This window comes from Phenylobacterium sp., from assembly GCF_044236515.1.
GTDB lineage: Bacteria > Pseudomonadota > Alphaproteobacteria > Caulobacterales > Caulobacteraceae > Phenylobacterium.
Window position 1 is genome coordinate 1 of the sequence record NZ_JBIIGK010000013.1, and the last position, 26,862, is coordinate 26,862.

At 66.4% G+C, this 26,862-nt stretch carries 19 protein-coding genes; 2 read left to right on the forward strand and 17 right to left on the reverse strand.

What is annotated here, in order from left to right; genetic code table 11:
- Both ACILRF_RS02615 and ACILRF_RS02620 read right to left on the reverse strand, forming a co-directional pair.
- The coding region (locus ACILRF_RS02615; protein ID WP_395670712.1) for an amidohydrolase at positions 1-1,532 on the reverse strand (1,532 nt) is incomplete at its 3' end.
- Positions 1,533-1,560: 28 nt separating this feature from the next.
- Positions 1,561-2,355, reverse strand: coding sequence for a flavin reductase family protein (locus tag ACILRF_RS02620; RefSeq protein ID WP_395670713.1), 795 nt, complete (start codon positions 2,353-2,355; stop codon positions 1,561-1,563).
- 204 nt (positions 2,356-2,559) lie between these two features.
- Here ACILRF_RS02620 and ACILRF_RS02625 point away from each other — a divergent pair, with 204 nt between their 5' ends.
- Positions 2,560-3,705 (forward strand): serine hydrolase domain-containing protein, encoded by a 1,146-nt coding sequence (locus tag ACILRF_RS02625; RefSeq protein WP_395670714.1) that lies wholly within the window; start codon positions 2,560-2,562, stop codon positions 3,703-3,705.
- Between the two features lie 41 nt (positions 3,706-3,746).
- Here the strand turns inward: ACILRF_RS02625 and ACILRF_RS02630 are convergent, their stop codons facing one another.
- The 10 genes from ACILRF_RS02630 to ACILRF_RS02675 all read right to left on the reverse strand — a co-directional run bounded on the left by ACILRF_RS02630 (position 3,747) and on the right by ACILRF_RS02675 (position 16,351).
- Positions 3,747-4,508 (reverse strand): SDR family NAD(P)-dependent oxidoreductase, encoded by a 762-nt coding sequence (locus ACILRF_RS02630; RefSeq protein ID WP_395670715.1) that lies wholly within the window; start codon positions 4,506-4,508, stop codon positions 3,747-3,749.
- 95 nt (positions 4,509-4,603) lie between these two features.
- Entirely contained in the window at positions 4,604-5,935 is a 1,332-nt protein-coding gene (locus ACILRF_RS02635) for an MFS transporter (RefSeq protein ID WP_395670716.1), read from the reverse strand.
- A gap of 96 nt (positions 5,936-6,031) precedes the next feature.
- Positions 6,032-6,571, reverse strand: coding sequence for a hypothetical protein (locus ACILRF_RS02640; protein ID WP_395670717.1), 540 nt, complete (start codon positions 6,569-6,571; stop codon positions 6,032-6,034).
- Positions 6,572-6,573: 2 nt separating this feature from the next.
- Positions 6,574-7,140, reverse strand: a complete 567-nt coding sequence (locus ACILRF_RS02645; protein ID WP_395670718.1) for a hypothetical protein — start codon at positions 7,138-7,140, stop codon at positions 6,574-6,576.
- 27 nt (positions 7,141-7,167) lie between these two features.
- A complete protein-coding gene (locus tag ACILRF_RS02650) occupies positions 7,168-8,862 on the reverse strand; it encodes an amidohydrolase (RefSeq protein ID WP_395670719.1) in 1,695 nt (564 codons plus the stop codon).
- A gap of 21 nt (positions 8,863-8,883) precedes the next feature.
- Positions 8,884-10,581: an amidohydrolase gene (locus ACILRF_RS02655; protein WP_395670720.1), complete on the reverse strand. Its 1,698-nt coding sequence runs from the start codon at positions 10,579-10,581 to the stop codon at positions 8,884-8,886.
- 111 nt (positions 10,582-10,692) lie between these two features.
- Entirely contained in the window at positions 10,693-13,095 is a 2,403-nt protein-coding gene (locus ACILRF_RS02660) for a TonB-dependent receptor (protein WP_395670721.1), read from the reverse strand.
- Positions 13,096-13,242: 147 nt separating this feature from the next.
- Positions 13,243-13,773, reverse strand: coding sequence for a MarR family winged helix-turn-helix transcriptional regulator (locus ACILRF_RS02665; protein ID WP_395670722.1), 531 nt, complete (start codon positions 13,771-13,773; stop codon positions 13,243-13,245).
- 123 nt (positions 13,774-13,896) lie between these two features.
- Positions 13,897-15,828, reverse strand: a complete 1,932-nt coding sequence (locus tag ACILRF_RS02670) for an AMP-binding protein (protein ID WP_395670723.1) — start codon at positions 15,826-15,828, stop codon at positions 13,897-13,899.
- The gene (locus tag ACILRF_RS02675) at positions 15,755-16,351 is read right to left on the reverse strand and encodes a TetR/AcrR family transcriptional regulator (protein ID WP_395670724.1); all 597 of its coding nucleotides are present in this window, start codon (positions 16,349-16,351) and stop codon (positions 15,755-15,757) included. The genes ACILRF_RS02670 and ACILRF_RS02675 overlap by 74 nt, the downstream gene beginning before the upstream one ends.
- 415 nt (positions 16,352-16,766) lie before the next feature.
- Here ACILRF_RS02675 and ACILRF_RS02680 point away from each other — a divergent pair, with 415 nt between their 5' ends.
- Positions 16,767-17,975, forward strand: coding sequence for a thiolase family protein (locus ACILRF_RS02680; protein ID WP_395670725.1), 1,209 nt, complete (start codon positions 16,767-16,769; stop codon positions 17,973-17,975).
- A 98-nt stretch (positions 17,976-18,073) separates the two neighbouring features.
- Here the strand turns inward: ACILRF_RS02680 and ACILRF_RS02685 are convergent, their stop codons facing one another.
- The 5 genes from ACILRF_RS02685 to ACILRF_RS02705 all read right to left on the reverse strand — a co-directional run bounded on the left by ACILRF_RS02685 (position 18,074) and on the right by ACILRF_RS02705 (position 26,838).
- Positions 18,074-20,395, reverse strand: a complete 2,322-nt coding sequence (locus ACILRF_RS02685) for a TonB-dependent receptor (protein WP_395670726.1) — start codon at positions 20,393-20,395, stop codon at positions 18,074-18,076.
- A 263-nt stretch (positions 20,396-20,658) separates the two neighbouring features.
- Positions 20,659-22,326: an amidohydrolase gene (locus tag ACILRF_RS02690; RefSeq protein WP_395670727.1), complete on the reverse strand. Its 1,668-nt coding sequence runs from the start codon at positions 22,324-22,326 to the stop codon at positions 20,659-20,661.
- A 322-nt stretch (positions 22,327-22,648) separates the two neighbouring features.
- Positions 22,649-25,186, reverse strand: a complete 2,538-nt coding sequence (locus ACILRF_RS02695; protein ID WP_395670728.1) for a TonB-dependent receptor domain-containing protein — start codon at positions 25,184-25,186, stop codon at positions 22,649-22,651.
- A 114-nt stretch (positions 25,187-25,300) separates the two neighbouring features.
- Entirely contained in the window at positions 25,301-26,329 is a 1,029-nt protein-coding gene (locus ACILRF_RS02700; protein ID WP_395670729.1) for a FecR family protein, read from the reverse strand.
- Positions 26,326-26,838: an RNA polymerase sigma factor gene (locus ACILRF_RS02705; protein WP_395670730.1), complete on the reverse strand. Its 513-nt coding sequence runs from the start codon at positions 26,836-26,838 to the stop codon at positions 26,326-26,328. The genes ACILRF_RS02700 and ACILRF_RS02705 overlap by 4 nt, the downstream gene beginning before the upstream one ends.
- Positions 26,839-26,862: the final 24 nt, after the last annotated feature.

Sequence of the window (26,862 nt, forward strand, 5' to 3'; positions counted from 1 at the left end):
GCGGCCCAGCTGGTCCACATCCGCAACGCCGTTTCGTAGTCGAGCCGGGAGCCGTCGGCCAAGCTGCCGCCCACGGAGGCCGGCGCCACCAGGGCTGCGATGCCGAACAACGGGCTGAACGTCGGGAGGGTGCCGGTCGCGTCGGTGATCGCCACCGGCTTGAGGCCGTTGCGGACCGCCATCTCGTAGACGCCTGCCCTCACCTGCGCGCCTGGCCGGCTCTTCAACTGGGGCGAGGTGATGCTGACGGTCATGTTCAGCTCACGCAGCCGCCGGACCCGGTCGGGGTCGATGGCCCCGAAGTGCTCGAGCCGATGGCGCAAGCCGCTGCCCGGATGACGCCGCTGCGCCTCCGCGACCGCGGCCGTGACGCGGTCGAAGCTTTCGCCGCCGCCGGTGTGCAGCAGGGCCTGAAAGCCGGCGCGCTCGACCTTGGAGATCAGCTCGACCAGCTCATCCTGAGTGTAGTTGAAAGTCGACCCGGAGCCGCTCACCGCGTTGACGGACGGGATCAGCTTGAACCCGCCGAACCGGAACATGTCGTTGCCGAAGTCCATGCTGACCCCGGCGGACAGGGCGTCATCCACACTGATGGAGAACGGCGACATCCAATAGCCGCGAACGCGCAGAGGCAGCTCGCCCGCCCGCTGGAGCTGTTGGACCGCGTCGAAATGGTCATTCGACAGCAGGCCCATGGTGGAGACGGACGTGATCCCCTTCTGCACGAAGAGCCGGGGAGCATGGGTCTTGATGGCCTGGCGATACTCCTCCACCGAATAAAGGTTGGCCGGCATGTGCGGGATGATCTCGTAGGCCGGTCCCGTGGGCAGGCCGTCGGCGTCCCGCTCAACCACGCCGCCGGCGTAGCGCCGCCCATCGCGCAGCGTTTGGCGCTTGTGATCCGCCTCAGTCCACAGTCCCATTGCCTTGGCGGCCATGGTGTTCATGCTCGTGACGTGCAGACCTGAGAACAGCAGCACCGGATGGCGCTCGGAGATGCCGTCCAGCTCCTGTCGGGTGGGCAGGCGCTTTTCGGGAATGCGGGCGTCGAGACCGTAATCGCCGCGGCCGATCACCCAGCGACCAGGCGCGGTCCGGGCCGCGTTCCGCCGCAGCGCATCCATGATGTCGGCCAAGCTGGCGACCGGAGGCACGTGGGTATCGGCCTGGTAAGCGAAAAAGGCTGCGACCCAGTCGAGATGGATGTGGCTGTCTATAAAGCCGGGCACGACCGTGCGGCCGCGAGCGTCGTAGAGCGACGCCCCGCGGGCCAGGGCCTGAACCTCGTCATTGCGGCCGACGGCGACGATACGGCCGCCGCGCACCAGGGCGGCCTGAGCGCGCGGCGCGTGCTCGTCCATGGTGAGGATCCGGGCATTGACGATCGCCAGGTCATCGGTCCCCGCGGGCCGGGGCCGGGACGTCTCGGCGCCGGACGACGGGGCCTGCGCGGCCGAGGTCGCCGAGGCGGCCAGGGCCGGCGCGCCGGCGGCAGACGCCATCAGGACCTTGAAGATGTCGCGGCGGTTCATCGCCCCCCCTTTGTGCCGAGCAACGCGCCTATTCGGCCGCGCCGGGTTCCGTGCCGACTACCGACCGGATACGCGACGCCGAACCTTCGAGACCGGCGCTGAGGGCCGTGGAGCCGCCGCCGGGCGGCGGGAGGGTGAACACCTTATCGACGTAGGTGTATTCGTAGTAGCCGAGCCTCGCGAGGGGCCGGATCCTGGCGATGTCCACCCGCCCTTCGGTCAGGGCCTCGTCCTTGATGTGGATCGCGACAACTTTCCCGAACACGACATCGACCGTTCCGATCGGCCCCTCGCCGGGGATGCGGGTGGTGTGCAGGTGCACGCATTCAAACTGTATCGGCGACTCGGCGACGCGCGGTGGGCGCACCAGGCGCGACGGCGCCTTGGTCAGGCCGGCGCGCTCGAATTCGTCGATGTCCCGCCCGAACTCCTCGGAACTGATGTTGACGGCCTCGCGCAGGTCGTAGGTGGCCATGTTCCAGACGAACTCGCCGGTCTCGCCGGCGTTGAGCGCGCTGTCCTTCTGCCCGCCCTCGCTGCGCTGGTTGGCGGAGAACATGACGATCGGGGGATCGAAGGTGATGTTCTGGAACTGGCTGAACGGCGCCAAGTTGTCGACGCCCGCGCTGCTGGTCGTCGAAATCCACCCAATCGGGCGGGGAACGACGCACGACTTGAAGGGGTCGTATGGCAGATTGTGGGGCGTTTTGCCGGGCTCAAAATACATAAGGAACCGCCGTTGGACTTGATCGCGAGCGTTCCGAGGCCAGACCTCCCCGCCTGCAGCGCACGAAGGTCTGCGCCGGCAGAACGTGTCGGACAACAGGGCAGTCGCCGAGCCGCCTGTCAATACCATCTCGTATGTTACGATCTCCGCAAAACTCGGAGATGGCGCGAGCGTATTCTCCGCAGGCCTAGAGCGCATTCTTGCCGCGGCGCCGGATCATGCCATACGCTCTGGTACGGCTCGATACCAACGATAGCCGGGCCTCGCGTGAGGCCCCGAAAGCCAAGGATGAGGAAAACGATGATCTGGCGTATTACGGCGGCGGCCCTCGCCGCCTTCGCCTTCACCGGCCATGCAGCCGCTCAGCCGCAAGCCGCTACGACGCTGCCTCCCGCCGAGCGGATGCTGTTCTGGTCGACGCCTGAGCAGGCGGTCGGCTTCAAGAACTTCGACAAGCTCTACGCTTGGCGGCCCGTCGCCCCGGGGTCGGTCGTGAAGGCGCTGCCGAGAGGCCCTGCCCTGGCGGATCCAGAGAACGACGCGGAGGCCTTCATGCGCGACAACCGCGTGTTCGGACTGCTGGTGCTCCACAAGGGTCAGGTGCGACTCGAGAAGTACGCTCACGGCCTGCAGCCGACGGATCGCTGGACCTCCTATTCCGTGGTGAAGTCGATCACCTCCACCCTCGTCGGCGCGGCTGTGAAGGACAGCAAGATTAAGAGCCTGGACGACCTGGTGACGGCCTATGTGCCTGCGCTCAAGGGGACGGGATATGACGGCGTCACCGTCCGGCAGACCCTCAACATGTCCACCGGTGTCCGGTGGGACGAGAACTACCTGGACCCGAACTCCGACACCAACGCCATCGTCCGCATCCTGTCGAATCGCGACGCCGGCGGCCTGACCGGGCACATCGCCACCTCGCCGAAGGTCTTCGAGCCGGACAGCAAGTTCGATTACAACTCCGGCGCCACCCATGTGCTGGGCGAGGTCGTCACCTCCGCCACCGGCAAGCGGCTTTCCGACTACCTCTCCGAGAAGATCTGGAAACCGGCCGGGATGGAGACGGAGGCGCGGTGGACGACGGACGGCGGCCAGGAGTTCGCCGGCTGCTGCCTGAACGCGACATTGCGGGATTTCGGCCGCTTTGGCCTCTTCGCGCTGGAAGGCTTTAAGGGCGTGGACGGCGCGTCCATCGTGCCCGACGGCTGGTTGACGCAGGCCCGTGAGGGCTCGCCCGGCTCCAAGGGCTATGGCTATCAGTGGTGGATCACCTCGCCGCAGACCTTCTCGGCCATCGGCGTGTTCGGGCAGATGATCTACATCGAGCCGGACAAGGATCTCGTGGTGGTGATGCTGAGCGCCTATCCCACACCGGTCGACCGCGCCTATTCGGCTCGCTCCCAGGCGTTCGCCGCGGCGATTTCAAGGGCCGTCGGGCCCTAGGGAGAGTTGGGCCGCGCCGAGGCTGGCGCGGACCCTCTGTTTCAGCGCGGAGGCAGGCGCAGGGCGCCGTCGATCCGAACCACCTCGCCGTTCATGTGGACGTTATCGACCAGGTGCTGCACGAGGGCTGCGAACTCGCCGGGCCGGCCGAGACGCTTCGGGAACGGGATCGAGGCGGCGAGGCTCTGCTGAACCTCTTCGGGCAGCGTCTCCATCATCGGCGTGAAGAACAGCCCCGGCGCCACCGCCAGGACCCGGACGCCAATCCCGGCGAATTCGCGGGCGGCCGGCAGGGTCAGGGCCGCGACGCCGCCCTTGGACGCCGAATAGGCCGCCTGGCCGACCTGGCCTTCATAGGCTGCGACCGAAGCGGTGGAGATGATCACGCCCCGCTCGCCGTCTTCGCTCGGCTCGGCCTGCGCCATCTCGGCGGCCCCTAGGCGCATCATGTTGAAGGTGCCGATCAAGTTCACCCGGATCACCGTCTCGAAGCGGTCGAGAGGCATCGGGCCTTCGCGGCCGAGGATCCGGGCCGCGGTGCCGATCCCGGCGCAGTTGACCAGCACGCGCAGCGCGCCGTGCGCCTCGCGCGCCTTCGCGAACGCCGCTTGGGCGTCGGCCTCGCTGGTTACGTCGCCGACGGCCGCGATCCCGCCGAGGCGCTGGGCGACAGCGTTGGCCTTGTCCGCGTCGCGATCGAAGATCGTCACCCGGGCGCCCGCGGCCGCCAGCGCTTCGGCGGTTGCCGCGCCCAGACCGGACCCACCGCCGGTGACAAAGGCCGATGCGTTCTCAAGCTTCATCAAACTCTCCAGTAATTCCGTACTTAGGCGTATTTTCTAGGACCCCGGCGCCAGCCGCCGCTCTGGCGTGAAGGTCGTCGTGAGTCGGGGTGCGGCTACCCGGCGGCGGCGCGCCGGGCCGGGGGTGCATGGCGATTGACTACCAGCACTCCGACCACCGCCAGGATCAGGACCCCGGCGACGACGACGAAGAACACCGCCTGCCCCGCCGGCAGGCTGAGGATCGCGCCGCCGAGGAAAGCCGAGGCGATGGAGCCCAGCCGGCCGATGCCGGCCACCACGCCAATTCCCGCGGACCGACAGGTGGTCGGATAGGCGGACGCCGCCAGGGAGTAGAGGCAGGCCTGCAGGCCGGAAACCAGGGTCCCCGCGGCGGAAAGGCCGACGATCATCGCCGTCTCAGAGGGGACGCCCGTCGTGATCGTGTACCCCATGGCGCCGGCGACGATGATGGCTCCGCCGAGCACCAGGAGAAGGCCGATCCGCGAGCCCAGCCAGTTGATCAGCACCGCGCCAGCGAGCGCACCCGCCAGGCCCCAGAGGTTGAAGTACAGGGCGCCGCGCAGGGCGACGTCGAGGGGCATGCCCATCGAGGTCAGCATGGTCGGGACCCAGTTGAAGAAGGCGTAGGTCACCGCGAGGTTGGCGAAGAACGCAAGCGACAGGCCGATGGTCACCCGCACGTGTTCAGGCCTCAGGACCTCACTACAATGCGCCTTGCGCGGCTCGTCGTCGGGGATCACGTGGTCCGGAACCCGGTCGCGGCCGAACGCCCGAGCGAGAAGGCCCGTCACCTTCGGCGAACTGCCCTCCCGCCGCAGGAGGAATCTCAGCGATTCCGGCAGGCCGATCGCCAAGACGCCGGCGAGAACGATCCCGAGGACGCCGCCAACCAGGAAGCAGGCCCGCCAACCGTAAGCCGGGATGAGCCACTGGGCTACCGCCGCGCCGATCATGCCGCCGATCGGCACGCCGATGATCATCAGGCCGATGGCTGGGGCGCGATACCGGGTCGGCATCCATTCGGCCAGGAGGGCGGTTGCGTTGGGCAGCAGGGCGCCGAACCCGAGACCGCTGACGAATCTTAGAATGATGAGCGCGGTCAGATTGGGCGAGAAGGCCGTCGCGATCGTCGCCGCCCCGAAGAAGACGGCGCTGAAGATAATGGTCAGCCGGCGACCGATCTTGTCCCCGAGGCCCCCGCCGAACGGCGCGCCGACCGCCATGCCGATCAGGGCGGCGGCGATCGCCGGTCCGAGTTCGGCCTTGCTGAGGCCCCATTCCTTGAGGATCACCGGGCCGGCAAAGGCGATGGCCTGAATGTCGAAGCCGTCGATGATGATCGCCAGCGAGGTAAGCACGAGCACCAGGACCTGGAGGCCGCCGAGCCGCTCGCGGTCGATCACCTCGCCAATCTTCGTCGCCATCTCCGCCCCTTCCTTTTCACCCAGTCGCATCGGCGACCGCTTGCGGGCAGGGTCGCACCGCCCGCTGAGCCGGTCAATACGCCACCGTATGGCCAGTCAGGGCATCTTCCGTACGAACAAGATACCGTTGAGCGTGGTGCGGAATCCGTCCCCGTCGATCGTCGAGAACTGCATGATGTAGCCGGACGCGCCTTCGAAAGCGCCTGTTCCGCCGGTCACCTTCTCGACCATGGCGGTGGTCCGCATGCCGGGCAACGGCGTCTCGATATTCCGGGTCGGATAGACCGCGGTGAACCGCAGTTCGCCGCCGGCGAAGCGGATTGAGCCGGTGTCGGTGAAACCGCCCTTCCCGTCGCTGTTGGAATGGATTTCCGTGATGTAAGGCGCAGGTTCCGACCCCAGGATCGGGTCGGACCCGGCTGGAAGCAGAACCCGTCCCGCCGGCTTGAATGCGACCCCGTCCTGCCGGCGCGGGAACTCGCCGGTCATGATCGATTGGAAGCGGACGATACGGACTTCTGAGTCCGCCGCCACCTGAGCGTCCGAGGCCTTGAACGCCGCGTCGATCTCAGCGGGCGTAGCGGCGGCGGCCGTCGCCAGGCTCAGGGCGAGCATTGTGCAGAGGAAGCTCCGCATCGTCAGTTCCTCGCCGTTTTCTTGACGAACAGCACGCCGTTCAGCGCGCCGCGGATGCCGCCCGGACCAAGGGTCGAGTTCAGCAGGAAGTAGCCCGTGACCCCCTCGAACGTGCCGCTTCCGCCAATGATCTCCTCGACCATCACGGTATTGGCCACGCCATTGACCGGCGTCGGCTCGTTCTTCGTCGGATAGATGCCGCGGAAACGAATCTCGCCGTTTGAGAAACGGATCGAGCCGTTGTCGACGAAGCCGCCCTTCCCGTCCGCATTCGAGGTGATCACCGTATGGTAAGCCGCCGCACCGGTTCCGAAGACGGCGTCGCTCCCCGTCATCGGCGTCACCTTGCCAACCGGCTTGAACGGACTGCCCGCTTCGCGAGGCGGGACAGCCCCTGCCAGGAAGGCGTTGAAGCGGACCAGCCGCACGTCCGCCTGCGCCGTGGCGGCGAGGTCGGCGGCGTGGACCCCCTCGACCGTCGTCGGGGCCGCCGCCGCCGCGGCGGGCAGAGTGAGGGCGAGCGCGGAAAGCGCCCCGACCGGGTCGAGTCTTCGTTCAGGACGCCGCATCATCCGCACTCCCCTGCCCGGTCGAGATCAACCGCCGTAAACCACCTTGCCGCCAAGAATCGTCGCATCGACCTTCAGCTTGAAGTAGTCGGCCGGCTGCATGCGACGAGGATCCCCGTTCAGCACGGCGAAATCGCCGAGCTTGCCGGCCTGGATCGAGCCTCGGTCGTGGTCCTGGTGGGTGCTCTGCGCGGCCCAAAGGGTCCACATGCGTAGGGCGTTGTCGAAATCGGTCGCCTCGCCCTCCGCCGCATCGCCGCCGGCGCTCATCGGATTGCACATCGCAGCCAGGCTATTCATCGGCCGCGGCTGGGTCGGATTGCCGCCGCACTTGTCCGATACCGGGATCGGATGCACGCCCGCCGCGATCAGCGACCTGTAGGCCGCGCCCGTGGTGCCGTACGGATTGGCTTGGCGGGGGCCATAGTCGGTCTCGCGCCCCTGGGAGGCAATGGACGTATAATACATGTTCGCGGCCTTCATCCGCGCCATAAGTTCCGGCGCCTGCGGGCGCCAGTGCTCGATGCGGTGATAGATCATCGGTCCGTTCGGGAACCGGCGGCGCACTTCCTCGATGCCGCCCACCACTCCGGCCGCCCCCTCTTCGCTGACGCAGTGAGTGATGGCCTGCAGGCCGCGGGCGTGGATTTTGGTCACCAGGTCGGCGTACTCGTCCTGGGTGTAGTGGTGGGTCTGCCGGCCGTTGTGCCGACCGCCGTCGTAGATCAGCTTGAAGCCGCCGGTGCGGAACATGTCGTTGCCGAACCCGCGGGTGACGCCGGTGTCGAGCACCTGGTCCACACCCACCGAGAACGGCGCCATATAATAGGCCCGCAGGCGCATCGGCAACTCGCCCACCGCCTGCAGTTGCTGGTCGGCGGAGTATTCGTTGCTCGACACCAGGCAGACCGGCGAAGCCGAGGTCACGCCGCCGGCGATGAACATCTCCTTGGCCGTCTTGCGGATCGCGCCCTTGAGTTCCTCGACCGACCAAAGGTCCTTGGGCAGGCGCATGACGAAGTCGTGCGCCGGACCGGCGTGGCCGCGCTCGTCCCGTTCCACCGTGCCGCCGGTGTAGGGCTGGCCGTTGCTCCACCAACGCGCCTGCGCCTCGTCCTCATAGGTCAGGTAGCCCATGGCCTTGGCGGCCAGGGAGTTGCCGACATTGGTGTGCACGCCGTTGAACACGGCGATGGGATGGCGTTCGCTGACGGAGTCCAGTTCCTGGATCGTCGGCAGGCGCTTTTCCTGGGTGCTGGAGCTGATCGGCCCTTCGGCGAGGATCCACTTGCCGGCCGGCGTCTGGTCGGCCTTGGCCCGGAGCCGCGCCAGAACCTCGGCGATGGTCTTCGGCCGGTCGCCCCACATGTTGAGCATCAGGGCGGTGGCGGCGGCCGACCACTCGATATGGATGTGGGTGTCGACAAAGCCCGGTACGACGGTCCGGCCGCCGGCGTCGAACACCTTTGCGCCGCGCGCCTGCTCACGGATCTGCCCGTTCGTGCCCACCGCGACGATCCGGCCACGATGCACCAGCACGGCCTGGGCTGCCGGCTGGGCCGGGTTCATGGTGATCACCTTGGCGTTGACGATCGCCATGTCGTCTACCCACATCGAGGGGTCGAACGAGGTGTCCGGGCCGGCGTTCTGCTGCGCCCAGGCCGGCAGGCCGGCGACAAGTCCGGCGCTGGCGGCCAGACCGAAGAATTCACGACGGCGCATCACGCCCTCCCCTTCCGAGACTTAGGATTCATAGACGACCTTGCCCCCGAGCACGGTGGCGTCGACCTTGAGGTCGAAGTACTCGGCGGGCTGCATCCGACGCGGATCGCCGGACAGCAGCGCGAAATCGCCAAGCTTGCCGACCGTGATCGAGCCGCGGTCATGCTCCTGGTGCGTGCTTTCGGCGGCCCACAGCGTCCACATCCGCAGGGCGTCGTCGAACCCCACCGTCTCGCTGGCGTCGGTCATGCCGCCCGCCTCGTAGCCGTTACATGCGGCCGCGATGCTCATCAGTGGCTTCGGGTTGCTGGGCGCGCCGCTGCACTTGTCGGACACCAGGATCGGGTGAATTCCATCGGCGATGTATGACCGGTAAGGCAGGCTGACCGAGCTCGAGAAGCCCGAGCCGGTGTTGGCGTTGCGGTTCTGCGTCCTGGCCTGAGCGGCGATCAGTGAGAAGTACATCCCCGCCGCCTTGATCCGCCGCGCCAGTTCCGGCCGCGCGCGGTGGTGCTCGATGCGGTGGCGGATCTCCGGCCCGTTCGGGAACCGCCGGCGCACCTCCTCAATGGCGTTGGTGACGCGGTCGGCGCCCTGCGGGCTGGTGCAATGGGTGATCGTCTGCAGGCCGCGCGCGTGGATCTTGGTCACCAGGTCGGCGAATTCGTCCTCGGTGTAGTGCTGGGCCGTCGGTGCCCCGGGATGCGAGGCGTCCATGATCAGCTTGAAGCCGCCGGTGCGGAACATGTCGTTGCCGAACCCGCGGGTGACGCCCGTCGCCAGCACCTGGTCCACGCCGACCGAGAACGGGGCCATATAATAGGCGCGCAGCCGCAGGGGCAGCTCGCCCATCGCCTGCAGCTGCTGATCGGCGGAGTATTCGTTGCTGGACACCAGGCAAACCGGCGAGGCCGAGGTCACGCCGCCGGCCACGAACATCGCCTTAGCCTGCTTGCGGATCGCACCCTTCAACGCTTCCACGGACCAAAGGTCGCGCGGCAGGCGCATGACCATGTCGTAGGAGTCGCCGGGGTGGCCGTGCTCGTCGCGCTTGGCCCAGCCGCCGGTGAACGGCTCGCCGTTGCTCCACCAGCGCATCTGGGCCTCGCTCTCATAGGTGAGGTAGCCCATGCCCTGGGCCGCGAGGCTGTTGTTCACGTGGTGGTGGACGCCGTTGAACACCGCCAGAGGATGCCGCTGGGTAACGGAATCCAGCTCGTCGAGGGTCGGCATGCGCTTGTCGGCCATCTGACCGAGCGGGCCTTCTGCGACGATCCACTGACCGGCCGGGGTCTTGTCGGCGACGGCCTTCAGGCGGGTCAGCAGCTCGGCGACCGACTGCGGCGCCGGGTTCCACAGATTGACCATCAGCTCGCGGGCGGCGCACGACCATTCGATGTGCACGTGAGTGTCCACGAAGCCGGGGACCACGGCGCTGCCGCCGGCATCCAGCACACGCGCACCGCGCGCCCGACCCCGGATCTCCGCGTTCGAGCCGACCGCCGCGATCCGCCCGTTGCGCACCAGCACGGCCTGGGCCTCAGGCCGGCTGGGGTCCATCGTGATGATCCGGGCGTTGACGATCGCCAGATCCCCAATCCAGAGCGACGGGTCGAAGGAGGTGTCCGGGCTGGCGTTGTGTTGGGCGAAAGCCGAAGCGCTGAGACCAGCCGCACCGGCAAGCGCCAGGCCAGACGTGATGAATTGCCGACGTTCCAATTGCGCCTCCCACATGCGGCGCCCCGCACGCGGCGCCGCCGGACAATCTAGCGTTGTGAGCTGAGACAAAGCCCGGCGCGACGGCTTCCGCCGTCGCGCCGGGCCGGGGGATCAGTACCGATAGGCCGCCGTGATACCGAACGTGCGCGGCCGGATCGCCGTGAACTCGTCGACGGGCGTGACGCGATAGCCGCCGAAGCCGGTCTTGGTCCGATTGAGGACGTTGTTGGCGAACACAGAGATGTCGGTCCCGTTGTCGAGCGTGATCCCCGCCCGCAGCCGCAGGTCGTGCTCTTCGGGCGCCAGTAGGATCGTGGGATCGTAGACGCTCGGATAGGCAGGATCGAGTTCCGGCCGAAGGCTGTCGTTGACCGAGCGATAGATGTAATCGACGCGCGCGAAGGCCGGCATACCGGCGGCTTCGAACGCATAATTGGCGCTGAGGGCGACCGTCCACGGCACGCCGCCCAGAGTGTGGCCCTCAGTGACTAGATCCTGGGCCGCGCCCGGCAAGCGGATGCTCTCGTCGTATTCGATGTTGTTGTAGCCGACGGCGAGACCCAACGTCAGACTGTCGGTCGCGTTGAAGGTGCTCTCGAATTCGAAGCCCTTAGAGGTCGCTTCGCCAAGGTTAGCGATGATGCCGTAGGGGCAGTTGTTCCCGAGGCGGCCTACGCTGCGGATGATGTCAGTCCACTTGATCATATAGGCCGCCGCCGCGATGCGCGCCCGGCCATCCATGAACGAATTTTTGCTGCCCAGCTCGTAGCTCCAAACGTTATCGGAGTCATAGGCGCTGGGCGCGGACTGATAGCCAATGGCATTCAGGGCCGCGAGGCAGTCGGGAGTATTCGGCACCGCGCGGTTTGAGCCGCCGATGCGATAGCCCTTCGCCGCCGTGAAATAGGTGAGGTTGTTCGGATCCCATTGGTATTGGACGCTAATCTTCGGCGTAAGCGGCTTTTCGGATTGATGACCTTCGTTGCGGATGTAGCCGGCCGGCCCGGCCGCCAGGCCGTAAACTTCCCCGACGAAATCGAACGACGTCTTGGCGTATCGAAGGCCCCCGGTGACTTTCAGCCCGTCGATGATTTCCCAGGTGACTTCGCCGAACACCGCGGTCTGCTTGTCGTAGGCGTCGAGGGTCTCATCATAGACCAATAGGTCTGAAGGACCCGGTGTCACGCCGATGTACTCTGAGAAGTAGCGGTCGCGGACGGACTGCTTCGAGCTCTGGTTCGCCTTCGCATAGTAGAAGCCGACCACCCAGGTGAACGGGCTCTCGCTGTCGTTGCTAGCCAGGCGGATTTCCTGGTTGAAGCTGTCCTGATTATTGCCGTTGATGTTGCCGGCGCTGAAGTCGGCGAAGCCGTAATAGCGGTCGAAAGCGCCAAACGGGTTGGTCGCCGTCCGATACCGCACCGGGAAGTTGGCGAGATTGTAGGTGGCGTAGTCGTAGACCCCGTCTTCGTTCCGCATCAGGCGGGACGTGTTCGACGTCAGGGTCGCGAAGCCCAGGTCCCACTCGACGTTCAGAGCCGGCAGCCAGAAGCGGTCCTTGTTGGTCTCCGGTCGCGTGTTTCCGCTGACGAAACGCTGCTCGCTGGGGTCGCTGAGGATCCACCAGGCCTGGTTGAGGTCATGCGAATAGAGGTGGTTGTAATACAACGACGGAGTGATCGTCAGACTATCGCCGATCTTCGCCGTCAGCGCCGCGCGGAACGCGTAGGTGTCGAAGTCGTTGCTGTTTTTCTCCTGCACCGGGCCCGGCGTCGCGCGGCCGGTGTAGGGGCTGGCGACGCCGAGCGGCCCGGCGACGGAGCCCGGCACATAGCGCGCGCGATCGATGAAGCCGCCATCGCGGCGGTGGTAGGCGCTGATTCGGAAGCCGAGTTGGTCTTCCACCAGCGGAGCCCCAAGGGCCACACCGGCCTCATAGCTAGCCGAACCGCTTTCCGTGTAGGCCAACTCGCCGCGGGCGTAGACGTCCACGCCGCTCAGGCTCGGCTTGGGCGTAATGAAGCGGATGGCCCCGCCCTGGGCGCCGGCGCCGAACAGGGTGCCCTGCGGACCGCGCAGAACTTCGACGCGCTCCAGGTCGAACAGGTTGGGGATGGCGTTTCGCGGCTGGCTGCCGAGGGCGCGGATCTGGATCGGCGTGTCATCGACATAGATGCCGGTAGTGCCGGCGCCGACGGTCGAAGACACGCCGCGAATGCTGATGTTCGTGCTCGTCGACGCGTTGCGGGTCAGGTTCACGCCCGGCGTGAAACGCATGACGTCGTCCAGCTGGCGGATGCCCTGCTGGTCCATCTTTTCCTGGGTGTAGGCCGCGACGCTCATCGGAATGCGGCTCAGCACCTCGGCGCGACGGGTGGCCGTGACGACCACTTCGCCGACCATCGTATCGGCGGTCGTGTCCTGCGCATTCGCAACGCCGGCGAACGCCAGGCAGCCGGTGACGCCGCAGAGCAGAGCGGACTTCAGGCGCATGGATCGGTGGTGATGGGTCAAATCGTTTCTCCCCCTGTTGGTCGTCTGACGCGGCTGCGCTGGCGACTTGTTGCCCGGGCTGCCGGAGCGCGCCGGATTCGTCTCACGAGTTACCATTCCTATTGGTACATGACCCCCAGGGGCGGTCAATACCCTACCGAATGGTAATCAGCGACTGTGTGGGATCGGACGACGTTCGCGCTTGTGGCCGCGCGTCGTGGCGGCTTCGGCCTCTTCCATCAGGTTCGTTGCGTTCCGACGGACCTCGGTAAGCATCTCGTCCAATTTGGTGACCTGCCCTTCGTCGAACTGGCCGAAGAGCTTGCTCTCCATTTCCCGGGCGAAGGGGACCAGGCGATCGTAGAAGCGCCGCCCTTTTGGGGTAAAGCGGATCAACAACGCACGCGCATCAACGGGATCCTTGCGCTTGCTGATCAGTCCGTTCGCCAGAAGCCGCGCGCAAGCGCGGCTGGCCGTCATCTTGTCGAGAAGAACAAGGTCGGCCGCCGACTTCTGGGAAAGTTCGCCCCGCGTGCCTAGCGCCGCGAAGACGCGCCACTCTGGCAAGGTCAGATCGAACTCGCGCGCGTAGGTGGTAGCGATTAGATGCGCCACGGCGGCCGCGGCGATGTAGAGCTTGTAGGGGATATAGGTCTCGAGGAGATCCTTCTCCGAGCCGGCCCCGCCTTCAGCTTTCATGTCAGAATCGCCCTTTCGATCCCCCGTGTGAGAATCGACCACAGGAGGCTCTCGGCGCGCGGCAAGCAAGCTCCAAGCTGCGCTTCCAGATCTTCGGTAAGATACGCAATCGAATGGTGATGCTTAGGCTTGGCCATGCATATCATCGCAGGTCTGACCCTCTCGCTTTAGGACAGCCCGCTGATTGATTGCGCCCTTCTCGGTCAACTCGCCAGCACCTGGATCGAGATTTCGGTCCATGATGTGGAAGCGGGCGATACGTCGGCTGCTGCCGGGGTTTGCCCGGTTGTATGCCGCCAACACCTGTTCGATGTGCGCGCGAACACGGGCATTCTGGGACATGGCGGCGAAATCGCCAGGCTCTCCGGCGAGCCGCTGGCACTGCTCCACGTCCAGGAACACCAACATCGCAAGCTCGTCCCGGTTCGGGCCAGAAATGACAACATCACGTGCCATCGATCCAAGCGCCTCGACGAGTTGGGCCCGTAGACCGCTGACGTTCACCCAGACACCGGTCGCCAGCTTGAAATCCTCGGCCAGGCGGCCTTCAATGAGAATGCCGGCCGCCGGATCCGCCGGGTCGGCCAGAGCTCCGGCGTCGCCCGTCCGGAAGTAACCCTCCTCGTCGAAAGCCGGCTCCGTCAGATCCGGCCGGTTCAGGTAGCCAGGACTGATGTTCGGTCCCTTCACCCTCAACTCGTATCGACCATCGAGGGGCGACAGCTTGATCGTCGTACCAGGAATGGGGTTGCCGATGTTGTTGACCTTGTCGGCCTCAAAGTTCAGCGCCGTGGCGGTCGGTGCGGTCTCGGTCGTGCCCCACGCCGAGCAGAAAGCTATGGGCCGTTGGGCGTAGCGATCGATCAACCTGCGCCAGTCGTCCCGGATGCGTGACGGCAAGCCGGCGCTGGCGAAGAACACCAGTCCCAGGCGCTCGAAGAAGGCGCGCGCAAGGCCTTCGTCCTCGGCCAGGATCCGGCCGACCATGTCGAGCCCCCGTGGCGCGTTGAGGTGGATCGTCGGTTGGACGTCCGCCGAGTTGCGGACGCTGCGCATGATCGTCGCTGGCAGCGGGCGCCCGTCGTCGATGTACAGCGACCCGCCGGTCATCAGCACGAGGTCGAAGACGAAGTTGCCGCCAAAGGTATGGCTCCACGGCAGCCAGTCGGCCAGCACCGGCGGTTCATCCTCGACAAACGGCCAGCCCTGCCGCAAGGCCTGGACGTTGGAGGTCAACATCCGGTGGGTGTTGATGGCGCCCTTGGGCGTGCCCGTGGAGCCGGAGGTGAAGAGGATCTTGGCGACGGTGTCGCCGTTGATCGAGGCTTCGCGTTCGGCCAGGCGCTCGGATGGGGCGTTCGCCGCCAGGGCTTGGAGTTCGGACGAGCCGTCCGCAGCGCCGACGATCGGCACGTCGGACATCACGCGGCGCACAGCCGCCTCGTGGGTCGCGCGCCGGTCGACGACCACCATGGCGGGCTGTAGGGTCTCGCAAATCGTTCGCAGGCGTTCGGCATCGCCGCCACCCGCCGAATAGGCCGGCGTGACCGGGGCGATAGGGACGCCGGCCCGATAGGCGGCGACCTTGACCAGGGCGGCCTCGATACGATTGTCGGAGATCAGCAGGATGGGCCGGTCCGAGCCAAGTCCAGCGTCCAGCATTCCCTGGGCGAGGCGTCCCGAACGCGCTTCGAGTTCGCCGTAGGACAGCCGCCGCCAGGCCTCCGGGTCGGGTCCGAACCGATCGCCCAGCGCCGTCTGGTCGGGCTTGGTCCGAGCGGCGGCCAGGAGGGCGTCGGCAGCCCGCTCGGGATAGGGCCCCAGCGGTTCCGCGCACTCCAGGATGATCGTGCCGTCGGGGCGCTCGGTCTTGCACACATTGGGATTAGTCAACGCCAGCGGGAGGCGCTCTGAACGACGCACGGTGCGTTCCTCCTTGAATACTCTTATTGGCTGAGGGGGCCCGCGCCGGCGGGCGATGTCATCCGCTGAGGGCGGGCTCCCTGCTCGCTTCCTGCACCAGCAACGCCACGCTCCGCTCGATGAGCGCCTCATCCTGATGGTCGATCAGGGTGCCGGCGACCCGCATGAACGAATAGCAGTAGATCGCCCGTACGGCGGCGGCCTCGGAGCTGAAGCCCAAACGTTGCAGCAGATCCTGAAAATAGCGCAGCCGCAGTTGATCGACTTCCGCTAGGGCCGCGCGCGCCTGGGGATCACGGCGCCCCCAGAGGCGCAGGGCCAACTCCACTTCGGCTGACTTGTCGGCTTTTACGCCGCGGAACGGCATCTTGAGGAGCTGCGCGAGCCGCGCTTCGGGCGTCGCTGCGCTGCGCTCGAGCCGAGCGATGATGTCGAGGGTGGTGTTGCGCCGCCACTGCGTCAGCATTGCGTCCAGCAAGGCGCCGCGGTCCTTGAAGTGCCAGTAGAAGCTGCCTTTGGTAACACCAAGCTGCTTGGCCAGCGGCTCGATGCGGACCGCGTCGATGCCGCCGTCGGCAAGGATTTCCAGGGCCGCGTCGATCCACGCCTGTGGATCGAGCCGTGCCGACTCTGCCGCGGGACGCGCCTCCTTCACCCTTCCTGCCACTTCGTTCCCTCCACACTGCTGCTACGTCGCGGTCGCGGGAAGACCTGCTGCAATCATCCACATCCGCCCAATTGCGGAACCTGTGAACATCCTGCCGTTGCGATCCCACAGCAGAAAGAATGAAGCGCCGCGCGACGGATACTAGCCCATCCGCCGAAAAGCTGCGCCTCCCTGCCACGGCGTCGCCGTGGAGTGGCGGCCACATGACCCGCATGGGCGCGCCTCGTCAATACGATTGCGTACGGCTTTGGCGTTCCTCACTAATGGGTGCGCGTAGTCCCCTATGATGATTGTCGGTTTGAGACGCCAAACGAAGCGGCGCGCATACGGTATCGTATTGACAGGCGGCAACGCGCGGCGGATGCAGGCGACTCGCCAATCCTCCCCAACTGACGAGACCCCGATGACCTACGAGACCGTCGAAATCCCTTATGGCGCCTATTGGTCCACGCCCTTCGCCAAGTGGCAGGGAAGCTTTCAGCACCTGCATTCGATGAAGCTGGCCGCGCACGTGGCCAAGGCCGAGCTGGCGCGGCGGGAGATCGCCCCGGAGGTCTTCGACTTCGGCGTGCTCGGCATGACCATTGGTCAGTTCCAATCATTCATGGGCGCGCCCTGGCCACTGTACGAGATCGGGCTGAAGTCGGTCACCGGACCGACCATCTCCCAGGTGTGCGCGACAGGGGTGCGGGTGCTGTTCACGTCGGCCGCCGAGATCGCTATGGGCGATGCGCAGGTCGCCCTGACGCTGGCCGCCGACCGCACCTCAAATGGCCCGCACATTTACTATCCGGCGCCGGGCGGCCCCGGCGGCACGGGATCGTCGGAAGACCAGGTCCTCTATAACTTCTCGCACGATCCGATCGGCGACCACTCGATGCTGGTGACGGCGGAGAACGTCGCCCGCAAGTACGGCATCACCACCCCCGAACTGCACGAGGTCGTGCTGCGCCGGCACGCCCAGTACCAAGACGCCCTGGCCAACGATCGTGCGTTCCAGCGTCGCTACATGACCCTGCCCTTCGAGGTGCCGAAACCGAACTTCAAGGGCGTCGCCAGCGTCATGGAAGGCGACGAGGGCATCTTCGGCTCGACCGCCGAAGGCCTCGCCAAGCTGAAGCCCGTGCTGCCGGACGGCGTCGTCACCTTCGGCGCCCAGACCTTCCCGGCCGACGGCAACTGTGGCCTCGTCGTCACCCACGCCGACCGGGCGAAGGAGCTGTCGAAAGACCCGTCGATCCGCGTCCGCATCCGCGCCTTCGGCCAGAGCCGCGCGGATTTGGGCTATATGCCCGAGGCGCCGGTCGGGGCGTGCAAGAAGGCGCTGGACCGCGCCGGCGTCAGCATCTCGGACCTGAAGGCGGTAAAGTCGCACAATCCGTTCGCGGTGAACGACGTCGCCTTCTCGCGCGCCACCGGCTTCCCGCTCGACAAGATGAACAACTACGGCTCGTCGCTGATCTGGGGCCATCCGCAAGGCCCAACCGGCCTGCGCGGCGTCATCGAACTGATCGAGGAGCTGGCCCTCGCCGGCGGCGGGCTCGGCCTGTTCCAGGGCTGCGCGGCGGGCGACAGCTCCATGGCCGTGCTGATCGAGGTCGACGACCGCTAGGCAGCCAAGAAAGGGGTCGGCTCCGCCCAGAAGCCGACCCCAGTTTGCTCGGGAGGTCTCGGAGGGGGACGTCGAAGCCCGACGTCCCGCCGCCAGCTTTACCGTCGGTAGGTAACCGTGAAGCCGGCCGTGACTGGCCGGATCGGGTTGCCCGTCCAGATCTGACCGGTACGGCTGCCGTGGCCGAGGCCGACGACCGGCGTGTAGTTGGTGGCGTTGTTCACGAACGCCGACAGGTCGGCGCCGCCGTACTTCACACCGGCGCGCAGGCGGACCGAGTAGGTCGCCGGGTCCGGGTTGAGCAGCGCATCGTAGGACGCGTTCCGCGGATCGAACTGCGGGGTGAGCCCATCGTTGCGCGAGCGGTAGTCGAAGTCGGCCCGGGCGTAGCTGTCGAGGCCCATCGGGCCTTCGAACTCGTATTGCGCGGACAGCGCCAGGCTCCACGGATTTCCGCCCAGCGTGTGGCCGGAGGTGACGATGTCCGAGGTGGCGTTCGCCGCCCGGATGGTCTCGGTGTACTCGGCGTCGTTGTAGCCGACCAGGGCGGTCAGGGTCAGACCGTCGACCGGAGCGAAGTCCGCCTGCAGGTCGAACCCGCGGCTCTGGGCCTTGCCGAGATTAGCGAAGAAGGCGAAGCCACAGCCCTGCACATTCACCGTCCGGATGATGTTCTTCCAGTCGATGTGATAGGCGCTGGCCGCGAGGCGCACACGGCCTTTGGCGAGGCGGTTCTTAGCGCCGACCTCGTAGCTCCACAGCGAGTCGCTGTCGAAGGTGCTCGGCGCGGCCTCGTACCCCAGCGACTGCAGCCCGGCGCGGCAGCCTGCCGTCGTCACGGGAATGCCGCGGTTAACGCCGCCGAGCCGGAAACCCTTGGCCGCCGAGGCGTACACCATGTTGTCGGGGTCGATCTGGTAGGAAACGATGAACCGGGGCGTCAGCGGCTTGGCCCCCTGCGTACCCTGGTCGCTGCCCCGGCCGCCCTGCGCCGGACCGTCGCGATAGGTGAAGTAGCGCAGCTCGTTGTCGGCGTAGCGCAGCCCGGCCGTCAGTTTCAGCTGCTCCGTGACCATGAAGTTCGCTTCGCCGAACACCGCCATCTGGGTGTCCTTGGTCCTGAACCCATCGACATAGATGATGCCGCCAGGCAACGCCGGGCCGCCGAAGAACTGTTCGATTGGAACCGGCAGCACCAAATTGATGAAGGGCGACTGGAGCACTTGGTAGGCGGTCTGGATGCCGACCGAGTAGAAACCGCCGGCCTGCCAGGTCAGCCGCGCGTCCGGATCAGCCGAGGCGACGCGGAACTCCTGGGTCCAGATGTTCTGCTTGTTGCCCAGGTTCCCGAGGTCGAAATAGCCCGGTGTCGCCAGGATTGGAGTTGGGTTGCGAGTTCCGCCGAAGGTGTTCGGATAGAAGGCGGTGTAATCGTAGACCCCGTGCTCCTCGCGATAGAAGTACGAGGTGTCGGACTCGAGCGTCACCGGACCCAGGTCCCAGTCGACATCGAGGGCCGGAAGCACGAACCAATCCTTGTTGGTGGAGTTGTTCCGCGCGCCGCTGACGTATTTGCCGTTCTTCGGGTCGGACAACACGGTGTTGGCCACCCGCTGCCAATAGACCGGCGAATTGTTCGAATAGAGATCCTGGTAATAAACCGACGGCGTTATTTTGAGATTTTCCTGCGGCGCATAGGCTAGCGCCACACGGAGCACCCGGGTGTCGATCCAATTGCAGTTGTTGCAGTTGTTGTAGTTTGTCGGATAGGAGATCCGATCAACGAAGCCGCCGTCTCGCCGGTAGTAGGCGCTGGCGCGGAAGCCGAGCTTGTCGGCCACGATCGGACCGCCCACCGCGGCCCCGAATTCATAGGACGGGTCGCCGTTGCGCGTGAACGCCAGTTCGGCGCGACTGTAGACGCTGTAGTCCGTCAGGCTCGGCTCGGGCGAGATGAAACGGACCGTGCCGCCCTGCGAGCCGGCACCGAACAGCGTGCCCTGCGGCCCGCGGAGCACCTCGATCCGTTCCAGATCGAACACCGCAGGAAACGCGTTGCCCGAGCTGTTGCCGAGCGTGCGCACCTGGATCGGGGTGTCATCGATGTAGAGTCCGGTGGTGGATGTCCCGGCCGTCGAGGAGATGCCGCGGATGGAAATGTTGGCCTGCAGCCCGAAGGTGCTGCGGTTGAAGTTCACCCCCGGGGTGATCCGGGTGACATCGTCGATCCGGCGTATGCCGCGGTCGTCGAGGGCCTCTTGCGTAAAGGCCGCGACACTGACCGGCACCCGGCTGAGCGCCTGGTCCGAGCGGGTGGCGGTGACGATCACCTCTTCCAGGGCGGCTGCGCCCTGATCCTGCGCCTGCGCCTGCGCGGCGACGGCGAGCGCCCCGAGCAGCACGACGGAGGCCGCGCCCATTAGACGAGCGCGTGACGACTTAGAGTCCATTCCTGCTTTCCCCTTCCTGTGCAGCTTCCTGAGGCGGAAGCTGTCCGCACCCGGTTTTATGACCCCGGTGTCAATACTGAAGCTGAACGCCGACCGCACGTGAGTCAATACGCTACAGTATGTGCGCGCTCAGCGTTCAGCCGGCCACCCTCCTGCCCTCGCCCCTAGAGTTGACGGCGGACTGATGACCCTCAAGGCCTGCAACATTCGTGATGGTACGGGTCCGCGAGCCCTCAGGCTGTATAGACGATCTTGCCCCCGACTATGGTGGCCACATTGGTGATGTTGTGGACCTCTGCGCCGGGCTTTCCGGTCGGATCGGAAGATGCGACGGCGAAGTCGCCGAGCCTGCCCGGCGCGATGACGCCGCGATCGTCGTCGCCATTCATCTGGGCGGCCCACACAGTCCACATCCGGAGCGCCTCGTCGAGGCTCACAGACTCGCCGCCGACAACCATGCCGCCGGCCGTAAGATCAGTGATCACGTTGGCGACGCCGCGCCAGGGGCTGTAGTTGCCGCCCGGTCCCGCCGCATCAAGCACCAGGCAGGTCTTCACGCCTTCGTTCAGGAGCGTCCGGTAGCGATGCTCGCGGCCATAGCCGCCGCGCGCCTGGGGCGAGGCCGGCAGGTGGCTGCTGGGGGCGGTGATGCCGAGGCCGACGTTCAGCGCCTTGAGCCGGCGGATCTGCTCGATGGAGGTTGGCGTCAAGTGGTCGATTCGGTGCATGAGGTGGTTCATGTCCGGATGAGCGGTCCGCGCCGCGGCGATGGCGTCCAGGGCCATGGTCATCCCCTGGGGCGTGACCACGTGCATGATCGCCTGCAGGCCGTTGGCCGTGCACTGCCGCAGGGTGTTCTCGAGGTCCTGCTGGATCCACTTCAGGCCGACGTCGCGTCCGCCCATCCCGTCTCCGCCGTTGTCGACGAAGATCTTCACGCCGCCGAAGCGGAGCATGCTGTCGCCGTAGCCCGACATCCAGCCGACCTTGGTCAGCGTATCGAGGGGGATGGCGTGTGGGATGGTCGGTGAGTGCCGGATGCGGGCGGGCAGATCGCCAGAGGCGGAGGTGATCTGCAGCGCCTTGAACTGCTCGGGGGCGACGTTCGGCAGGGTCGTGATCGAGGTCAGGCCCTTGGCCGAGAACCACGGCTTGAAGCGGTTGCGGATCGCCGACACGTACTGATCGGTCGAGTAGCGGCTGCCGATCAGGTCCCAGACCTCAGAGGCCACGCCGGTGGGCAGCCCCTCGGCGTCGCGATGCACGAACGTCCCGCGGCGCTGGGCGCCGTCAGTCCAGCGCGCCGAGGTGTCGTTCGGACTCATGTAGCCGGAGATCTCGAACGCCTTGGTGTTCATGATCGAGGCGTGGATGCCGAGCAGCACCATGATCGGCCGGTCGGTGGAGACTTTGTCGAGGTCCTGGCGGGTCATCCAGCGCTTCTCGGCCACCCCGTCGGGGAAGCCGCCGGCGTTGACCACGACCCACTGACCGGCCGGCGTCCGGGCCATCTCGGCTCGGATGCGGACCAGCATCTCCTCGATGGAGCCGACGCCGCGCAGGCTCGGCATCCAGTCGCCGGACATGCACGACCATTCGACGTGGCAATGGTTGTCGACGAAGCCCGGGATCACGGCCTTGCCGCCGGCGTCGAAGATCTCGGCGCGCCCGGCCGCCTGACGCACCTCGGCGGTCGAGCCGACCAGGGCGATACGGCCGTTGCGGACCAGCGCCGCCTGGGCGCGCGGCCGGGCCGGATCGAGGGTGATGATGTTGGCGTTCACCAGCGCCAGATCGCCGTTGAAGTTGGCCTTGGGCGTTGCGACCTGCCCGAACGCCGACGAGGCGCCGGCCATTCCAACTGTGCTGGCGAGGCTCGCCAGGAATTCACGTCTGTGCACTCTTCAGCCCCCATTGCCTCGGACGCGCCGCGCTATACGTTTTAGAATGTTTCCTTCGACGCACTCTTCGACGCTACTTAGCCTAAAACGTACGCTTCGGTATGTTGCCTATAAATTGCTGCTGCGCAATGGCGGCGCTGAAGCCACGACTTGAACGGCCGCGGATCGTCAGCGCAGGTCGGTTGGGGCGTTGGTGTTCGCGAACGCCGACGGCGCGCCGAACCGTCCGGCGGTAAAGCCGAGCTCGAGCCGCACCTAGAGCGCCTCGCGGAGCAGGGCCGCTGGCGCGTCCTGACCAGCCGCCGCTAACGGGGCCCGATGATCAGTACCGCGCGACCATCGTCACCCCGAATGTTCGGGGCTGGAACGTCGAAGTCAGGAACAGCGGACTGGTCCGTGAGGTTCGCGCCCGGGCCGTGACGGGGCGAGAATCAAGTAGATTGTTCACGAACACCGAGAGATCGACACCGCCCATCCGCACGCCGGCCCGGGCTCGGACCATGTGCTGCTCGGCCAGCCGGGGGAGCAACGGGTCGTAGTCCGTAACGCGCGGATTGTCGCGGGGCGGCGCGCTACGGTAGAAATAATCGCCGCGCAGATACGCTTCATGACGTCGGCTTGGAATGACGTACTCAGCTCCGGCCGCGATTATCCAGGGCCGTTCGCCCAGGGGGTCGCCACGCTCGACGATGTGGGCGCCGCTGCTGGCGCGGATGGTGGTGCGATACTCGGCGTCGGTGAAGCCCGCGGAGAACGATAGCGCGAGGCGTTCCGTCGGTTTGGCCTGAATGGAGAGATCGAACCCTCGAGAACGAGCCCGTCCAAGGTTGGCCGTGTAGAACAGGTAGCAGCTCGGCAGGCCGACGTTGCGCTGGATGTCGCTCCAGTCCACCTGGAACAGGCTCGCGGCTATCGAGAGCCGGCCGTCCATGAGGCTGTTCTTTGCCCCCAGCTCATAATTCCAGACGCTGTCGGAGCCGTAGGTTAGCGGATTTCCAGTGATCCCCAGGTCCCGGAAATCGGCGGCGCAGGCCACCGGGTTCTGCGCCGGGTTGGTCCCGCCGATCCTGAATCCCTTTGAGACCGTGGCGTAAACGAGGTTCTGGTCATCGATCTGCCAGGCGAGGCCGACCCTGGAAGTGACCGGAGTCTCGGACTGACGCCCGGTCGTGTGGTTTTCCGAGATGGCCGATCCGTATTGATCAGTCTGCGACCTGAACCGGCTTCGGGACGCCCGCAACCCCGCCGTCAACGTCACGCCTTTTGAAAGCATCAGGTCGGCCTGCCCAAATGCAGCGAACTGGGTGTCGACCCCTCGGTTCAGGTTGACCAGATCGAATGGCGTGTCGGTTCGCGCTGTGGGTCCGAACAGCTCCGGAATGGATCGTCCGTAAACACGGAACATCAGTTCCGGGAAATCGGGATCATAGTCCCACTGCTCGCTGTCCTGGTCCTGATGGGCGTAAAACACCCCGCCGATCCAGCGCAGCCGCCCTTCGGGATCGGTGGAACGGACGCGCAGTTCCTGGGTAAGGTTCTCCTGCCGGTTGATCATCGTCGCCCGCACCCGATAGCCCGGGACGATCAGGTGCGGGTACGGGGTGCCTGCGAAGATGCTTCCGATCTCGTCGCTATAATCCCACACCGCAACGCTCTTGCGGCGGTAGAGCGAAGTGCTGGATTCCAGCGTCACCGGACCCAGATCGTATCTCACCACCAGCGCCGGCAGGATGAAGAAATCCCGGGTGGGTTGCTGGAGCTGGTTGCCTTGCGCGAACCGTCCGCGCGGCACGTCGGAGAGATTCTCCCACAGCACGGACGTGTCGCTGGAGGCCGCATGTTGGTAGTGCAGCGACGGGATGATCGTCAGCCCCTCCGCCGGCTGGGCCATTAGGCTGCCGCGCACGACCAAACTATCCGAAGCGTTGGAGTCGGGTTCCAGACTGCGGCCGTCCGGATCGAGATGATCCACCCAGCCGCCGTCGCGCCGTCGCCAGGCGCTGACGCGAAAGCCCAGACGGTCCTTCATGATTGGTCCGCCCACCGCCGCGCCGACCTCTCCCGCCAAGCCTCCGGACCGGATCTTGCTAAGTTCGGCGCGGCCGTAGAACGATCGCCTCTGCAGGTCCGGCTCGGGAGTGATGAAGCGGACGGCCCCGCCCATGGCGCTAGCTCCGAACAAGGTTCCCTGCGGGCCACGGAGCACCTCGACGCGCGCCAGGTCAAAGATCTTGGGATAGGCGTTGGACGCCGTGAAGCCGACGGTGCGCACGTGGATCGGCGTATCGTCGATGTAGATGGCGGTGGTCGCGGCGCCGACCGTAGAGGTCACGCCCCGGACGGCGATGTTCGACAGCGCGCCGTTGCCATAGAGGCTGCCGCTAAACACCAGGCCGGGCGTGGCGCGGGCGACGTCGTCGATCTCCCTGATGCCCTGAGCGTCGAGCGTCGTGCGGGTGTAGGCGGCGACGCTGATCGGCACCTTTCGCAGCACCTCTTCCTGGCGCGTCGCCGTCACCACGATCTCTTCGATGACGACGGGGGCCTTCGGCGCGGGCGAAGACACGGCGGCGACCGGCGCCGACACGGTGCGCACAGGGGCCTGGGCCGGCGCCCTGACGACGGCGAAGCCGCTGTCCGTCCGGACATAGGTGAGTTCGGATCCGGACAGAAGGCGCGCCAGCGCCTCTTCGGGTTCGAACATGCCGACCGCGCCGACCGTGCGGAGACGGCGGGTCGCGTCCTTGCGAAACACGATCGAAGCGCCGCTCTGGACGCCGAACGCCGTCAGGGCCGATGACAGGTTCTGGGGTGCAATCTGGAACAGCCGTTCGGCCGCCGCCGTCGGCGTCGCCAGCAAGGCCGCAGCCGCGGCGCCTGCCAAGGCGCACGTGAGCTGGCGACGCCAAATCCGCAAAGCTTCCCCCTTGTCTTCTCGTTATGGTGAAGTCGGCGGCCGCGCCGCCGTCGGCGATCAGCGGCTGGCCACCACCTTTCGCGTCCGCGCCGCGGAGAGTTCATAGCCGTTGTGGACCGGCCTCCCCTGCCCCAGGCCCAGCGCCTCGACGGCCGAGATGAAGGGCAGGATCTCACCGGCGCGCAGGACGGCGCTCATCCGCTGCTCCGCCACCTCGGAGTCGACAACGAAGACCTTGATGGCCGAATAGCGGTTGAGTTCGGAGGCTATGGCGCCGACCGTCTCGTCGTCGAACACCAGCTGGCCGGTGCGCCAGCTCTCCGGGTCGCTTTCGGCGACGCGGCTGACGCCCCAACCCGCGTCGGAAAAGCGAAACCTGTATCCCGGCGTTAGGTCGACGTCGGGCACCGTCCGGCGCCGCTCGCCAGCTCCGGCCTGCTGAACCCTCACCCGCCCTTCGAAAAGGGTCACCTCGACTGCCTCGGGCCGCAAATAGACATCAAACTTCGTTCCGAGGGCGACGACCTTGCGCCCCTTCGCCGTCACTTCGAACGGTCGCTCGGGCATGTGCGCGACGTCGAATAGCGCTCGTCCAGTGAGAAGTTCTATGCGGCGAGGGCCCGTCTTCGTCGGCCAGACCCGCAGCCGTGAATCCGTGTCCAGCACCGCGATGCTACCATCCGGCAGCCCGACGCTGGCCACCTGCCCCACGGGATTGGAGAAGGTGATGGGCTCGACGTTTTCCGGCCGAAAGAACCTGGAGGTATCCGCACTGAAAAGCAGGCCGACCGATAGAATCAGGCAGGCGGCGATGGCCTGGGAAAGACGACGCATTCCGCGGGCCCGCCGCACGCCCCGCTGAGCAAGTTCCCGCAACTCGAGCATTTCAGGGTCGGCGCGGCTCGCCTCCAATGCGGCCCAGACGGACGCCACCTTCGCGTAGGACGCCTCGTGCGTGGGGCTCTCGGCGCGCCAACGATCGAACGCCGCCGCGTCCGCCGCGGAAAGCGGCCCCGCGCGGACACGCGCGAACCAACCCGCCGCATCGACGGGCTGTTCGACGTCCCGGGCCCGCTCGCCGTTCATGTCTCGTCTCCGACGACGGCGATGAGGGCGCGCAACGCGATCATGATGTGCTTCTCGACCGCACTGATGGAGATCCCGAGTTCGCTCGCGATGCTCCGATAGGTCATCTCCTCGAACCGGTGAAGGATGAAGACCTGACGGGTCCGCGGCGGCAGGCCGGCGATGGCCTCCGTCAGGAGGGCGAGGCTCTGCCGCCCGATCAGGATGCGCTCGGCGCCGACCCCATCGGCGGTGTCGTCAGTGAATTCGGCCGACGGGTCGACCCAGGCGCTCTGCCGTTCGGCGCGCCGCACCAGCACGTGCCGCGCAACGACGAAGAGGTAGCGCTGCATGTCGACGATCACGGTTTCCGACTTGCGGGCCTGCAAGCTGGCGAAGACTTCCTGGACCAGGTCGTCCACCTCGCCGGCCGGCGCCCGTCTGCGGAAATAACGCCGCAGCGCCGCGTCCCAGGCGCGGAAGTCGTCTCTCAGGGCCTGGGGCGCAGACGGTGTGGGTCGCGCTGGCATATCGAAACGGGAGCTCCGAAGGGC

Coding starts and splice junctions, on each gene's coding strand:
- ACILRF_RS02625 (WP_395670714.1), top strand. CDS start 2,560: ATGATCTGGCGTATTACGGCGGCGGCCCTCGCCGCCTTCGCCTTCACC.
- ACILRF_RS02630 (WP_395670715.1), bottom strand. CDS start 4,508: ATGAAGCTTGAGAACGCATCGGCCTTTGTCACCGGCGGTGGGTCCGGT.
- ACILRF_RS02635 (WP_395670716.1), bottom strand. CDS start 5,935: ATGGCGACGAAGATTGGCGAGGTGATCGACCGCGAGCGGCTCGGCGGC.
- ACILRF_RS02640 (WP_395670717.1), bottom strand. CDS start 6,571: ATGCGGAGCTTCCTCTGCACAATGCTCGCCCTGAGCCTGGCGACGGCC.
- ACILRF_RS02645 (WP_395670718.1), bottom strand. CDS start 7,140: ATGCGGCGTCCTGAACGAAGACTCGACCCGGTCGGGGCGCTTTCCGCG.
- ACILRF_RS02650 (WP_395670719.1), bottom strand. CDS start 8,862: ATGCGCCGTCGTGAATTCTTCGGTCTGGCCGCCAGCGCCGGACTTGTC.
- ACILRF_RS02665 (WP_395670722.1), bottom strand. CDS start 13,773: ATGAAAGCTGAAGGCGGGGCCGGCTCGGAGAAGGATCTCCTCGAGACC.
- ACILRF_RS02670 (WP_395670723.1), bottom strand. CDS start 15,828: ATGAGGCGCTCATCGAGCGGAGCGTGGCGTTGCTGGTGCAGGAAGCGA.
- ACILRF_RS02680 (WP_395670725.1), top strand. CDS start 16,767: ATGACCTACGAGACCGTCGAAATCCCTTATGGCGCCTATTGGTCCACG.
- ACILRF_RS02685 (WP_395670726.1), bottom strand. CDS start 20,395: ATGGGCGCGGCCTCCGTCGTGCTGCTCGGGGCGCTCGCCGTCGCCGCG.
- ACILRF_RS02700 (WP_395670729.1), bottom strand. CDS start 26,329: ATGAACGGCGAGCGGGCCCGGGACGTCGAACAGCCCGTCGATGCGGCG.
- ACILRF_RS02705 (WP_395670730.1), bottom strand. CDS start 26,838: ATGCCAGCGCGACCCACACCGTCTGCGCCCCAGGCCCTGAGAGACGAC.